11 protein-coding genes are annotated in these 13629 nt (G+C 73.4%); 5 read left to right on the forward strand and 6 right to left on the reverse strand.

The features are described from left to right. Window positions 1–43: 43 nt before the first annotated feature. Complete coding sequence (locus ACQPZZ_RS27005) at window positions 44–1135, reverse strand: magnesium and cobalt transport protein CorA (protein ID WP_432923599.1); 1092 nt, start codon at window positions 1133–1135, stop codon at window positions 44–46. A gap of 236 nt (window positions 1136–1371) precedes the next feature. Between ACQPZZ_RS27005 and ACQPZZ_RS27010 the strand changes: the two genes are divergently transcribed. Genes ACQPZZ_RS27010 through ACQPZZ_RS27020 form a run of 3 tightly spaced genes read left to right on the forward strand, consistent with a single transcriptional unit; the run spans window position 1372 to window position 3432 of the window. Further along, the gene (locus ACQPZZ_RS27010; RefSeq protein WP_363638946.1) at window positions 1372–2091 is read left to right on the forward strand and encodes a M50 family metallopeptidase; all 720 of its coding nucleotides are present in this window, start codon (window positions 1372–1374) and stop codon (window positions 2089–2091) included. Window positions 2092–2134: 43 nt separating this feature from the next. After that, complete coding sequence (locus ACQPZZ_RS27015; protein ID WP_432923601.1) at window positions 2135–2890, forward strand: MerR family transcriptional regulator; 756 nt, start codon at window positions 2135–2137, stop codon at window positions 2888–2890. After that, window positions 2887–3432: a hypothetical protein gene (locus tag ACQPZZ_RS27020; protein ID WP_432923603.1), complete on the forward strand. Its 546-nt coding sequence runs from the start codon at window positions 2887–2889 to the stop codon at window positions 3430–3432. Before ACQPZZ_RS27015 ends, ACQPZZ_RS27020 begins: the two co-directional genes overlap by 4 nt. A 20-nt stretch (window positions 3433–3452) precedes the next feature. Here the strand turns inward: ACQPZZ_RS27020 and ACQPZZ_RS27025 are convergent, their stop codons facing one another. Further along, on the reverse strand, window positions 3453–4439 hold the full coding sequence (locus ACQPZZ_RS27025) for a threonine ammonia-lyase (protein WP_432923605.1): 987 nt from the start codon (window positions 4437–4439) through the stop codon (window positions 3453–3455). Between the two features lie 354 nt (window positions 4440–4793). On the opposite strand from ACQPZZ_RS27025, the gene ACQPZZ_RS27030 reads away from it, so the two are divergent. Continuing rightward, complete coding sequence (locus ACQPZZ_RS27030; protein WP_432923607.1) at window positions 4794–6077, forward strand: hydroxyacid-oxoacid transhydrogenase; 1284 nt, start codon at window positions 4794–4796, stop codon at window positions 6075–6077. A 63-nt stretch (window positions 6078–6140) separates the two neighbouring features. On the opposite strand, the gene ACQPZZ_RS27035 is transcribed toward ACQPZZ_RS27030, so the two are convergent. The 3 genes from ACQPZZ_RS27035 to ACQPZZ_RS27045 all read right to left on the reverse strand — a co-directional run bounded on the left by ACQPZZ_RS27035 (window position 6141) and on the right by ACQPZZ_RS27045 (window position 11428). Next, complete coding sequence (locus tag ACQPZZ_RS27035) at window positions 6141–6590, reverse strand: DUF6294 family protein (RefSeq protein WP_432923612.1); 450 nt, start codon at window positions 6588–6590, stop codon at window positions 6141–6143. 277 nt (window positions 6591–6867) lie between these two features. After that, window positions 6868–10254: an AAA family ATPase gene (locus ACQPZZ_RS27040; RefSeq protein ID WP_432923614.1), complete on the reverse strand. Its 3387-nt coding sequence runs from the start codon at window positions 10252–10254 to the stop codon at window positions 6868–6870. A gap of 73 nt (window positions 10255–10327) precedes the next feature. Then, the gene (locus ACQPZZ_RS27045; RefSeq protein WP_432923616.1) at window positions 10328–11428 is read right to left on the reverse strand and encodes an exonuclease SbcCD subunit D; all 1101 of its coding nucleotides are present in this window, start codon (window positions 11426–11428) and stop codon (window positions 10328–10330) included. Window positions 11429–11555: 127 nt separating this feature from the next. Between ACQPZZ_RS27045 and ACQPZZ_RS27050 the strand changes: the two genes are divergently transcribed. Next, window positions 11556–13073: an alpha/beta hydrolase family protein gene (locus ACQPZZ_RS27050; RefSeq protein WP_432923618.1), complete on the forward strand. Its 1518-nt coding sequence runs from the start codon at window positions 11556–11558 to the stop codon at window positions 13071–13073. Window positions 13074–13129: 56 nt separating this feature from the next. Here ACQPZZ_RS27050 and ACQPZZ_RS27055 read toward each other — a convergent pair whose 3' ends face one another. Continuing rightward, window positions 13130–13555, reverse strand: coding sequence for a hypothetical protein (locus ACQPZZ_RS27055; RefSeq protein WP_432923620.1), 426 nt, complete (start codon window positions 13553–13555; stop codon window positions 13130–13132). Window positions 13556–13629 lie beyond the last annotated feature (74 nt).

Below are 13629 nucleotides of genomic sequence, written 5' to 3' on the forward strand. Positions count from 1 at the left end.
GGCGGCGCGCGGGAGAAAAAGGCAGCACGGCCGCGCGGGCGGCTCAGAGCCAGTCGCGGCGTTTGAAGACCAGATAGAGCGTGAGGCAGACGACGCCCATGAGCATGATCGCGACGGGGTAGCCGAGCACCCAGTGCAGCTCGGGCATGTGATCGAAGTTCATCCCGTAGATCGTGCCGACCAGCGTCGGGGCGAACAGGATGGCCGCCCACGCCGAGATCTTCTTGACCTCGTCGCCCTGGGCGATGCTCGCGGCCGTGAGCTTGGTCATCTCCTCGTTCTGCTGCTGGCTGACGAGCGTGGAGTTGACGACGAGGATGTCCTGCAGCATCTGCCGGAAGCCCGCCACACGCTCGGTGACCGTGATCGCGTGGTCGGACACGTCGCGAAGGTAGCGCTGCAGCTCCTCGTTCACACCATATTTGGGCGAGCCGGCGATGAAGCCGTCGAGCATCGGGACCAGGGGGCTGGCCGCCCGCTGGAACTCGATGACCTCCCGCGACAGGCTGTAGATGCGCCGGGGCGCGGCCGGGTCGCCGCCGAAGACCTGCACCTCGATCTCGTCGATGTCGTTCTGCAGCCCGGCGACCACCGGCGCGTAGCCGTCCACCACCGCGTCGAGGATCGCGTACAGCACGGCCTGCGGTCCCTGGCGGAGCAGGTCGGGGTCCGACTCCATCCGGCGGCGCACCTTGGACAGGTCGGGCGCCTCGCTGTGCCGTACGGTCAGCACGAAGTCGGGGCCGACGAAGACGTGCAGTTCGCCGAAGGCCACCTTCTCGGGCTTGTCGAGGTACTGCGCCGCCCGCAGCACCACGAACAGCGTGTCGCCGTACCGGTCGGCCTTGGGCCGCTGGTGGGCGACGATGGCGTCCTCGATGGCGAGCTCGTGCAGGCCGAACTCCTCGGCCGCCTTGATCAGCTCGGCCTCCTCGGGCCGGTACAGGCCGATCCACGCCATCGCCCTCGGCCGCGCGCGCAGCGAGGCGATCGCGTCGCCCAGCGACAGCGGCGAGTCCACGCGCTCGCCGTCCACGTACACGGCGTTGTCGATCACGCTCTGCCTGAACGTCTCCTCCTCGCCCGCACGGGGGTCCATGGAGTGCTCGGGAGCCTGCTCCGGTTTCGCTCTCATCAGCCCACTCAATCCGCGCAACCCACGCATACGCCGCTCAGCCACACGTAGAAGGTAACCACCATCGCCGCGCTTACTCAGCAGGCGCCGTACGAAGCGAGAGCCCGCGGCACGGGGAACGGGGCCGGGAGCACGGGGAGCCGGGCCGGACGCACGGGGAACGGGAGCCCGGAGCACGGGGAGCACGGGGAGCACGGGGAGCGCGGGCCGGGCCGCCGGGCCGTACGATTCCGAAGGTGAACCCCCTGAAGGCCCTGTGGAACCAGCTGACCGCCACCCAGATCGCGCCCCCGCTCTGGCTGGTCGTCCTGTCCGGGTTCGCCGCCCTGGCCGTCGTCGCCTACCCGGCGTCGTGGCACATCTCCCGCGGCCTGATCACGATCGCGCACGAGGGGGGCCACGCGCTGGTCGCGGTGCTGACCCGGCGCAAACTGCGGGGCATCCGCCTGCACTCGGACACCTCGGGCGTGACGCTCACCCGGGGCAGGCCCACGGGCCCCGGCATGATCGTCACAGCCGCGGCGGGGTACGTCGCGCCCTCCCTGATCGGGCTCGGAGCGGCCTGGCTGGTCTCCGGCGGGCGGATCACGATGCTGCTGTGGGCCGTGCTCGCGCTGCTGACGTGCATGCTGCTGATGATCAGGAACTTCTTCGGCGCCGTGTCGCTGCTCGCCGTCGGCGGCGCGGTCTTCGCGCTGTCGTGGTTCGCGACGCCCGACATCCAGTCGGCCTGCGCGTACGCCGCCGCGTGGTTCCTGCTGCTCGGCGGTGTGCGGCCGATCCTGGAGCTGCAGACCAAGCGGCGTCTGGGCCGTGCCCCGGACTCCGACGCCGACCAGCTCGCCCGCCTGACCCGCGTCCCCGGCACGTTCTGGGTGCTGGTGTTCCTGCTCGTCTCCGCCGCCGCGCTCGTCTACGGCGGCTATCTCCTCACCGCCCGCTGGCTGCCGCTGTAGATCTGGTTGACCTTGACGCGACGTCAACGTCTTCAATGAGGGCATGCGGATCGGAGAACTCGCCGCACTGGCCGGGGTGTCCACCCGTACCGTGCGGCATTACCACCATCAGGGCGTGCTGCCCGAACCGGCGAGGCGGGTCAACGGCTACCGGGAGTACGGCCTGCGCGACGCGCTCCGCCTCGCCCGGGCCCGCAGGCTGACCGAGCTGGGCCTGTCGCTGGACGAGGTGCGCGACGTGCTGGCCGGCGACTCCACGCGGGAGCTGCGGGAGATCCTGCTGGAGCTGGACGCCGACCTCGCGCGGCAGGAGGAGGCCATCAGGGCCAGGCGCGAGCGGCTCGCCGCGCTGCTGAGCGAGGAGTCGCCGTCGCCGGACGGCGCCGTCTCGCCGCGGATGGCCGAGTTCCTGCGGTGCCTCGAACCCGTGCGTCACTCCCCGTTCGCGGCGGCCGACGCCGAGCTGCTCGCCCTCCTCGACACGGCGGCCGAGCCGGAGGACCGGGACCGGCTGCTGGAGCTGATGCGGCCCCTGACGACGCCGGAGGCGCTGGCCCGGGCCGAGGAGTTGTACCGGAGGCTGGCGGAGCTGGACGAGGCCGACCCCGCCGATCCCCGCGTCGGCGCCCTCGCCGCCGACTTCGCCGCCCACCTTCCGCGGGACCTCGCCGCCGGTCTCGCCACCACGGTGCCCTCGGCCGGCGATCCGTTCGCCCAGGCCTTCCTCGCCGACCTGTCCCCCGCCCAGGCCGAGGTCGTACGGCGGGTCCTGGCCCTGCTCGCGGACCGGCCGTCGTGAGGCACGTCATCGGCTACAACCGGGAGCAGACGCCGATGATGGCGGTGATGCTGTTCGTGCTGGTGCTGGAGACGGCGGCCGTGGACCTGCTGCTGCGCGGGTTCGGGCTGCCCGACGTGCCCCGACTGGGGATCCTGGTCCTCGACGCGGCGTCGGCCCTCGCCGTCCTCGGCGTCATGGTCAGCTGCGCCCGGCGGCCGCACACCGTGTCGCCGGAGGCGCTGCGCCTGCGATATGGCCGCCTGTTCGGGCTGGACGTCCCGCTGGAGCTCGTCACCTCGGTGCGGATCGACCGCCGCTACGACCAGAGGAAACTCGTGGGCCTCTCGGACGGCGAACTCGCGCTCGCGGTCTCGTCGCAGACGAACCTCGTGGTCGAGCTGCGCGAACCGATCGAGGTGCCCCCTCCGCGCCGTCCGTGGACGGCTGCACGCCCGGCGGCCGCCGTCCGGCGGCTGCGGTTCTTCGCCGACGACCCGGCCGCGGCGCTGCGCGCGGTCGCCGCGCTCACCCCGAAGACCAGCGAGGAGCGCGCTCCCTGACCTGCCGGGTCCCGCGCGGATCACGACGCCGCGGCCGGTCGCGTCTCACCGGCCGCGAGGGCCGACGCCAGCGCCGCGGCGGTGATGTTGCGGCCCGAGACCACCGCCACGACCCGTCCGTACGCGTCGACCTTGCCGGCGAGCAGGGCGGCGACCGGCACCGCTCCCGCGCCCTCGGCCACGTATCCACGCTCGTGGGCCAGGTAGCGCAGCGCGGCGCGGATCTCGTCCTCGGACACCGTGACCAGGTGGTGCACATGCCGCGCGACGAGGCCGACGGTGACCGACCCGGGCTCGATGTTCCCGGCGAGCCCGTCGGCGAGGGTCGGGCGGACCTCGACGGGCACGCGACGGCCCGCGGCGACCGCCGCGGACACGGCGGTGGAGGCGGCGGCCTCCACGCCGACGACGCGTACGTCCGCGCGGCCCGCCGCCCACAGCCCCAGGCCGGAGACGAGCCCTCCGCCGCCGACCGGGCACACCACGGTCAGCGGCCCGTCGAGCTGTTCGTCCAGCTCGTGCCCGATCGTGCCCTGACCCGCGATGACGTGCGGATCGTTGTAGGCCGATAGGTAGTGGCGCCCCGACGCTCCGGCGAGCGTGAGCGCGTATTCCTCCGCCTCGTCGAAGCTCTCACCGGTGCACACCAGGTCGGCGTTCAGGCGGCGCAGGCGGGCTGTCTTCGCGGCCGAGGCGGTGCGCGGGACGACCACCGTGGCCTTGCCGCCGAGCGCGTTCGCGGCGAAGGCGACGCCCAGCCCGTGGTTGCCGGCCGACGCCGTCACCACACCGGGTCCGGGTGCGGCGGCTATGGCGCTGAACGCACCGCGAACCTTGAACGACCCCGTGGGCTGCAGGCTCTCCAGCTTCAGCGTGGGATCGCCGGGCGTGCCCGCGCCCAGGTCCACCGGGGTGGGGCGCAGATGGGCCCGCACCACCTGCATGGCGTTCTCCAGGTCGTCGCGCCGGGGGACGACCACGTCTCGCATCGATCGGTTCTCGCCCATGTTCCGATCATGGACGCGGTTCGCCCGATGCCGCAGCCCGCTTTGTCCTTTACAACGTAGATTCATTGATGTCGGCCGCCGGGCGTCCTGCGGCGACCCGGAGAAGGCCCGGGGCACGAGAGGCTCGACGATGTGCGCCACGTGGCCGCGCATCTCCGCGGGGGCGGCATCCGGGACGGCGGCGGGATGGGCTCGTGCTCCGCGGCATGCCGTCTGATTCGCCCGCAGCGCTCCGGCTTTCCCTTCAGGCCGGGGATCGCGTCAAATGTCAGATGCACCGTCGCGAACCCCGCACGCCGAGCAGGCCCCCGGGCATGTGCCCTATGACCCCCGCGAGTGAAAGGTCCGCCCATCGTGATCGTTCCGAGCACCCCCGAGTCCGTCTTCACCTACGGCGCGCCCGCGCTGAAGTTCGGCCCCGGCGCGTCCGCCGAGATCGGCTTCGACCTCGGGCAGTACGGCGTGCGCCGCGTGCTGGTGCTGACCGACGCCGGTGTGGCGGCGACCGGCGCCCCGGCGCGGATCGCCGGGCAGATCGCCGGCTTCGGCATGCACGCCGAGGTGTACGACGGCGTGCACGTCGAGCCCACCGACGAGAGCCTGCTCGTGGCGATCGGGCACGCCCGGGCGAGCGGCCCCTGGGACGCCTTCGTCGCCGTCGGCGGCGGGTCGAGCATCGACACCGCCAAGGCCGTGAACCTGCTGACGACCAATCCGGGCGAGCTGATGGACTACGTCAACGCGCCCATCGGTGCCGGCCGCGCCCCATCCGAGCCGCTCAAGCCGCTGGTCGCGGTGCCCACGACCACGGGAACCGGTTCGGAGAGCACCACGATCTGCGTGCTCGACGTGCTCGGGCTCAAGGTCAAGACGGGGATCAGCCACGCCCGGCTCCGCCCCGTGCTGGCCGTCGTGGACCCGGACCTGACGATGACGCAGCCGCCCGGGGTGACCGCCGCCGCGGGGATGGACATCCTCTGTCACGCCCTGGAGAGCTACACTGCCCGGCCGTACACCTCCTATGAGCGCAGGCGGCCGGAGGAGCGCGTGCCGTACTGCGGGTCGAATCCGGTGGCGGACATGTGGTCGGAGCAGGCGCTCCGGCTGCTGTCCGGCTCGTTCCGCACGGCGGTACGGGACGGCGACGACGCCGGGGCGAGGGGCGCGATGGCGCTGGCGGCGACCTTCGCGGGGCTGGGGTTCGGCAACGCGGGCGTGCACATCCCGCACGCCAACGCCTATCCCATCGCCGGGCGGGTGAAGGACTTCCACCCGCACGGGTATCCCGGCGGCGAACCCATGGTGCCGCACGGCATGGCGGTGGCGCTGACCGCGCCGGAGGCGTTCCGGTTCACCTTCGAGGCGGACCCGGCGCGGCACGTGCGCGCGGCCGGGCTGCTCGATCCCTCGGCCGCCGTGCCGGACGAGCCTGCGGAGTTCCTGCCCGGCGTGCTCACCGCGCTCATGCGCGACGTCGGCATCCCGAACGGCATCGGCGGCGTGGGATACGCGGAGAGCGACGTGCCGGCGCTGGTGGAGGGGGCGATGAAGCAGCAGCGACTGCTCACCACCTCCCCCAGGCCCGTGCGAGAGGAGGACCTCGTCGGCATCCTGACCCGTTCGCTCGCCCTCTGGTGAGTTTGGCCCGTCCGGCCCTCGTCTCCGCCGTCGCTCCGGCGGGTCCCCGGCGGTGGCCGACGCTCAGCAGTGCTTGCTCAGCGACATCCCCTTGATCAGGGGGTACAGGCTGGGGTCGAACCTGCCTTCGGCCAGCCATCGATACTTCCGCGGCCAGCCGAGGGGCAGGTTCTTGACGAATTTGGTGCTGGTGCTGCCGGGTATACGTATGTCGGCGAGCAGCGCGCCGTTCTCGTCCTTGAGATGTGCCCACATCAGCCAGGCGTCGTCACCCGACATGCTGGTGAGCGTGGCGTCGAACCAGGCCGTGCCGTCCGGGTAGAGCGTCCATGTCGGGGCCGTCCAGCCGGCGCCGCCGCTGTACATCGTGCAGTCACCCGCGGTGGAACCGTGCTTCCAGGTGAACGTCTTGTAGCCGGCGGACGCGTAGGCCGTTCCCGTGGGGAGCGCCAGACCGAGCGCGAGGGCGCCCGCGGTGACGACCAAGACCGTGCTCCTGCGGATACTCCTCATGACGCACTCACCTCTCATCGGCGGCTGTGCAGCTCGGCCGGTCGGGGGCGGCCGCGCGGTGGACTCCGTGGGCCTGCATGTCGTTGATAGGGCCGCACGGTTGCAGAGCGCTTGACCTCCTCTTACACGGACCGCTCCGGTCCGTGAGCGACCACGGGCATCGCGGGCGGAGAGGCCACCGCCGGCGGGCGGCGGTCCTTACGCCGTGGGTCGTGCCGCCGGGCGCCTCACGACCCACGACAGGCGAAACCGCCGGAGCCGGTGGGACAAGCAGGGGTCAGCGCTGCGACAGGGTCGAGCCGGAGCGGCCCTTGATCACGCGGAGCTGGGCGGGGATGCGCACCCGCAGTTCGGCGACGTGGCTGACCACGCCGACGGCCCGGCCGCCCTCTCGCAGGCCGTCGAGGATGTCGAGCACGTCGTCGAGCGTCTCCTCGTCGAGGGTGCCGAAGCCCTCGTCCACGAAGAGGCTGCCGATCTCGGCGCCGCCCGCCTCGTCCGTCACCACGTCGGCCAGGCCCAGCGCCAGGGCGAGCGAGGTGATGAAGCTCTCGCCGCCGGAAAGGGTGGCGGGGTCGCGTTCCACGCCGGTCCAGGCGTCGAGCACCCGCAGACCCAGCCCGCCGCCCGACCGGCCACGGTCGCCCGCCGACCGGTTCAGGTCGTGCCGCAGCAGGTAACGCCCGCCCGACATGCGGTCGAGGCGCTCGTTCGCCGCGTCGACGACCTGGCGCAGGCGCTCGCCCAGCACGTACGCCGACAGCCTCATGTGCCACCGATTGTCGCCGGACGTGCCGGTGGCCAGCTCGGCGAGCCGGCGTGCCAGGCGGTGCCGCTCCTCGGCCGGCCGGAAGGCGCGCAGCGCGGCGTCCAGCTCACCGGCGAGCCCGGTGAGCTGGTCGAGCCTCCCCTGCGCCCGGTCACGGGCGGAGGTGCGGGCGGCGTGCTCCCGCTCGGCCCGCTCGTGGCCGGCCTCCAGCTCCGGCAGATCCGCGGCGGGCTCGGCCGCCGCCGCGACCAGCTCGGGATCGGCGAGCAGGCCCTCGACCGTGGCCCGCTCGGCGTCCAGGTGTGCCAGCCGCTCGGACATCGCCTCCCGGTCCTCCGGTGTGCGCACGGCGGCCGCCGCGTGCTCCACGCTCGCGAACCCCTCCTCGGCGGCGGCCCGGGCGGCCTCGGCCAGCGCCGTCTCGCTCTCGCGGCCTGCCGCGGCCGCCTCGGCCGCCGCCTCGGCCGCCTCACGCAGCAGATCCGCCTCCTCGGCCAGCCGGTCGAGGCGAGCGGCGAGAGACGAGTCATCGCCGCGCAGGGCGTCGATCACCTCGGCCAGCCTGCGCTCGTCGGCCTCCAGCCGGTCGCGATGGGCGCGGATCTCGGCCAGCTCGGCGCCGGTCCGCGCGACGCGCAGGCCCAGGTCCTCCGCCTCGGCCGCGAGCCGCGCCGCGTGGGCGGACAGCTCCTCCTCCGCCGCCGCCAGGGACCGGGCGCGTTGCAGGTCCGCCTCAGCCGTCGCGAGGTCGCCCGCCAGACCGGCGGCGAGACGCTCGCCCTCCGCCAGCAGGGCCTCCCGCCTGGTCCTGTTCTCGGTCACCAGCCCGGCCAGTTCCCCGGCCCGGCCACGGGCGGCGTCGAGGGCGGCCGCCAGCCGTGCGGCCTCCTCCTCGGCCGCGCCGACGGCCCGCGCCGCCGAACGCAGCCGCGACAGCTCCTCACGCGCGTCCGCGAAAGCGGCCGAGGCCGCCTCCTGGGACAGGTCCGCGGCACGGGAGGCGGCGTCGGCGAGGTGGGAGGAGAGCCGGGCGACGTTCGCCTCGGCCTCCTCACGGGCCCGCTGCGCGGCGTCGAACTCGTCCTGCGCGGCCTGCTCGTCCTCGGCGGTGGCGGGGCGTCCGGCGGCCTCGGCCGGACGCGGGTGCTCGGTGGCGCCGCAGACGACACAGGGCAGCCCGTCCACGAGCCCGGCCGCCAGCTCGGCGGCCATGCCGTCGATGCGGTCCTGCCGGACCTTCTGCAGCCGGTCGCGGCGCTCCTGCGCCAGATCGACCGCCTCGCGGCGGTTCTGCTCGGCCTCCTCCAGCTCGGCGGTCAGCGCGTCGCGCAGCCGCGCCGCCCGCAGCCGCTCCTCCGCCATCTGGGCGGCGGCCTCCAGCGCGGGGATGCGCGCGGTCATGTCACGCAGGTCGCCCAGCCGCTCCTGCGCGCCGGTCAGCGCGGCGGGCAGCTCCCGCTGATCCGTCCGCGCCTGTTCCTCCTCGCCGGCGAGCCGGGCCAGCTCGCCCTCCAGCAGCGCGGCCTCCTCGTTCACCTCGCGCAGCCGCAGCGCGGCGTCCCTGGCGCCGGTCAGTCCCGGAAGGCTCGCCGCCGCCAGCCTCGCCCGCGCGAGCCGCTCCTCGGCGTCGAGCCGCTCGGCGGGCAGCTCGGTTAGCCGCTCCTCCAGCCGGGCCTCGTCCTCCGCCAGCGTCTCCAGCGTCCGCTCGGCGCCCGCGCGCTCGTCCCGCACCCGGCGCAACCGCGCCTCCTCGGGAAGGACCTGACGCACCCGGGCGATCTCGTCGCGCCGTTCCCTCTCCAGCACGGCCAGCCGCTCCGGATCCGGCGGGTCCAGGCCGGGCAGCGCGCGGAACACGGCGTCGGCGGCCACCCGCCGCGCCTTGGCGGCGGCCTCCGCCCGCTGATCGGCCTGCCGGATCAGCGGCGCCGCCCGGCCGGCCCGCGCGGCCTCGTCGAGCATCGCCTCCAGGTCCGACCGCTCGTCCGCCGCCGCGTCGAGCTCCTGCCGCCGGGCGAGGGCGGCGGCGTGCCTGCGCTGCCGGTCGGCCAGGGCGCGGCCCTCGTCCAGGCGGGCGCGGGCGGACAGCAGCGCATCCTGACTCGCCGCGCGGGCCGCGACCGCGTCCGCGAGTGCGCCGCGTGCGAGGTCGAGCACCTCCAGCGACCAGGCGGCCGGCTCGCCGGCGTCCTCGGGCAGCGGCAGGTCGTCGCCCGCCGCGCCGCGCATGCGGTCGAGCACCGACTCGACCCGCTGCCCCAGCTCCTGGGCCTCCCGCCAGGTGCGCGTGCGGTGGTCGGCCAGCCACCGCTCCACCTCACTGAACACGCGCACGGAGAACAGCCGCTCCAGCAGTTCCCGCCGTTCCTCGCCGCCCGCCCGCAGGAACTTCGCGAACTCGCCCTGAGGCAGCAGCGCGACCTGGCAGAACTGGGCCGCCGTCATGCCCGTCAGCGTGTTCACGAAGTCGCCGGCCTCGTCGCTGCGGGTGGTACGCGCGATCCACTGCCCGCCGGACTCGGCCGGCTCTCCGACGAGCTCCTCGACCAGGGCCTTGGCCTTCTCCTCCACCAGGCCCGAGCCTCTCAGCTTCGGCCGCATCCAGGCGGGCGAGCGGGTGACGCGCAGGCGCCTGCCCCGGATCGTCACCTCCAGCGTCACCGACGGCCCCCGGCCGGGCGGCGCGTGGTCGCAGCGCAGGCTCCTGGCGTTCTCCCGCTGACCGGGCACCCTGCCGTAAAGGGCGTAGCAGACGGCGTCGAGCACGGTCGTCTTGCCGGCGCCGGTCGGGCCGTGGATCAGGAACAGGCCCGCCTCGCCGAGCGCGTCGAAGTCGACCTCCTCGGTCCCGGGGAACGACCCGAACGCGACCATGCGCAGCCGATGCAGCCTCACCGGACCTCCTCGCCTCTCCGCGGGCCGGGCCCGCGCTCCCGCACCGCCGCCCGCCCGGCCTCCGCACACGCGATCATGTGCTCTCCTTGATGCGGCAGGCCTCGACCGCCTCTTCCAGCAGGCGCCGTTCGTCGTCGTCCGCGGGCTCGCCGCGCACCTCGCGGACGAAGTCGAGCGCCACCTCGATTTCGGCCCGGCCCGCGATCCTCGCCCGGGCCGCCGGTCGCTCCGTCACGCCGTCCGGCTCGAAGGCGAGCGCCAGCGTGTGGGGGAAGCGCCGGCGCAGGCGCTCCATCGCCTCGCGCGGCCGCTCCGGATCGGTCAGCGTCACCTGCAGCCAGTGGTCCTCGTACCGGTCGAAACGGGCGTCGGTCAGCAGGTCGTCGATGCGGCCCCGCACCGTGCTCACCGGCCGGGGCACGGGGGCGGGGACGAACTCGGTCCGGCCCGTGCCGAGATCGGCCAGCCAGGAGCCCTTGGTGTGGCCGGCTTCCGAGAAGGAGTAGGCGATCGGCGAGCCGCTGTAGCGGACCGTCTCGCTCATCACCTGGCGTCCGTGCAGATGCCCGAGCGCCACGTAGTCGATCTCGGAGAACGCGCTCAACGGCACGTGTGAAACCCCGCCGACGCTGATGTCCCTTTCGCTGTCGCTCGCCTCTCCCCCGGTGACGAAGGCGTGCGCGAGCACCACCTTGCGCGCCGCCGGGTGCTCACGCACGCGGTCCATCGCGTACGTGACGGCGGCGGTGTGGCTGCGCTCGGCCAGCTCCCACGGCCCCCGGACCAGCTCGGGCTCCAGATAGGGGATGCCGAAGAACGCCACGTCGCCGATCGTGACCGGCTCCCAGGCCCGGCCGGGGTCGGTGCGCAGATGCACCCGCTCCATGAGGTCGGCGCCGAAACCCAGCCGTACGGCGGAGTCGTGGTTGCCGCTGATCAGCACGATGTGCGCGCCGACGGCCTTGAGCCTGGCCAGCGCCTCGTTGCACAGCGCGACCGCGTCGACGGGAGGCAGCGCCCGGTCGTAGACGTCACCGGAGACCACCACGACGTCCACGCGCTCGGTCCGCACGGTCTCGACCAGATGGTCGACGAACGCGGCCTGGGCGGCGAGCAGGCTTTCGCGGTGGAACGACCGGCCGAGGTGCCAGTCGGAGCTGTGCAGGACACGCATGTCGCAGGAAGCTAACAGGTCCCGCCGACAAACGCCGCACCAACCGCCCCTTCGGTGCGCGTGGTAAATGGCGGGTAATGACTTAGCCTGAGTTCGGTACTACGGGCAAGCATGAGGGAGCGGCCTCATGAACGTCGGCCGGGGCACTCTCGGAGTGATCGCCGGTGTGTTGATGGTGGCACTCGCCATCGTCGGCCACGTGCTCTCCCCGCCGGCCTTCGATCCCCCACCCCTGTCCGCTTCGCCCCAGTTTCATGACTTACCTCCCCAGCCCGCCGCCGAAGTGCGGCCGGTCGCCCGCACCGACCGGTTCCGTACCGAGACGCTGCTCGTGCCGGCGAAGAACGAGACGCTGACGGCGACGATCAGAGCGCCGCTGTCCCCCGGGCGCCACCCGGCGATGGTGTTCGTGCAGGGCTCGGGATCGGGCGACGGCGGGGAGTTCACCCAGCAGGCCGAGTGGCTGGCCCGGGCGGGCGTCGTGACGCTCGCCTACGACAAGCGGACGGTGGGCTACTCCTTCCGCAGCCGCGACTTCGGGCTGCTCGCCGACGACGCCCTGCGCATGCTGCGAGTGCTGCGCGGGCGGCCCGACGTCGACCCGGCGCGAGCCGGCCTGTGGGGCGTCAGCGAGGGCGGCTGGGTCGTGCCGATCGCCGCGTCGCGCGATCCCAAGGCCGCGTTCGTCGTGCTGGTCTCCTCCCCCAACGTCTCCCCCCTGCGCCAGGTCGCCTGGGCGCTCAACGAGCAACTGCTGCGCCTGCACGCCCCGACCGGCGTGCGCGACCTGCTCACCCGGGCGATGGGCGGGGTCGGCTTCGACTTCCTGCGTTACGACGGGGTGCCCGCCCTGCGCGGGATCAGCCAGCCCGTCCTGGCGCTGTACGGCACCGACGATCCGTCCATCCCGTTCGTGGAGAGCACGCGGACCCTGACCGGCGCGCTCGCGCGGGGCGGCAACAGCGACTACACGATCCGTTTTCTCGCGGGCGCCGACCACGCCATGCGGATCCGCGGCGGGCCGTTCGCGGCGGACTACCTGCCGACGCTGGCGAACTGGATCAAAGACCTGCCGCGTACGGCAAGGCCCCCGGTGCCGATCGCGGGGGCGACGCCGGTGCAGCGCTTCGAGGCGGCCGACGTGCCCGCCGCGCCGTGGTGGGGGGACAGCACGATCCTGTGGCTCACGCTGTGCCTGGCCGCGGTCGGGTACGTCGCGGCGCCGGTCACCGAGATGGTCGTCCGGCTGCGCGGGCGCGACCTGGGGCTGCACGCCGGGGTGGGGGCCAGGGTCGAGGACAGCGTGCAGTTGTGGCCCACCATCCGGCCGCGGCTGCGCCGGATGGCCTGGACCGGCCTCGGGGAGCTCGCCGCCGTCCTGGCGTTCATCACGCTCATCGTGCTGTTCTCGGTCAACCAGGCCGGCGCCTGGCCCGCCGTGCAGGCCGGATGGCTGGTCGTACGCCTGCTCGCCATCGTGATGCTCGTGCAGACGGTCACGACGTTCGCGGCGGTGATCGCCGGCCTGCAGGACGGCTGGGAGCCGACGCCCTGGCAGAAGATCGTGCTCGGCGGCGTGCTCGGCGGGACCGCGCTGCTGCTGCTGACCGCCGCCTACTACGGCCTGTTCGCGTTCCCCTGGTAGCCGGTCCGGGGTTCAGGCGGCGGCCCGGCGCGGACGTCCGGTCCAGGCATGGGCGATCAGGCCAGTTCCTCGGCCATCCGGGCCGTGATGGTGGTCAGTACACGTGCCGCGACAGCCAGGTCCGCGGCCGGAACCGAACCGTAGGCACGACCGAGGATCTCGCCGGTTTCGGCACGCACCTTCGCCACCAGCGCGCGACCGGCGTCGGTGACCTCGATGTGGTCACCGGGCGCTTCCCGCACCAGACCGGTGCCGACGAGGGCCGCCAGCGCGGCGTCGACGTCGGCGGGCCGCCAACGGGTCAGCCGGGCGACGTGCGCGACGTGCGCGGCCCGTTCGACCGTGCCGCCGGCGGCCAGGGCCTGGTTCACAGTGATCCATTGCTTCTCGTCGACGGTCGTGCCGGACAGTGCACGACTCAGGATCGCCGTGTGGTGCTTCTCGGCCTGGCCGACGATCGCGGGGTTCAAAGTGACGGTCATGTCGATCTCCTTGCTCGGCGGTCTCGAACGGCTCGATTCTGACACTCAGTTTCAATAATGCGCAAGTATCATTA

The sequence above is a fragment of the Microbispora sp. CA-135349 genome (genome assembly GCF_050947365.1).
Taxonomy (GTDB): domain Bacteria; phylum Actinomycetota; class Actinomycetes; order Streptosporangiales; family Streptosporangiaceae; genus Microbispora.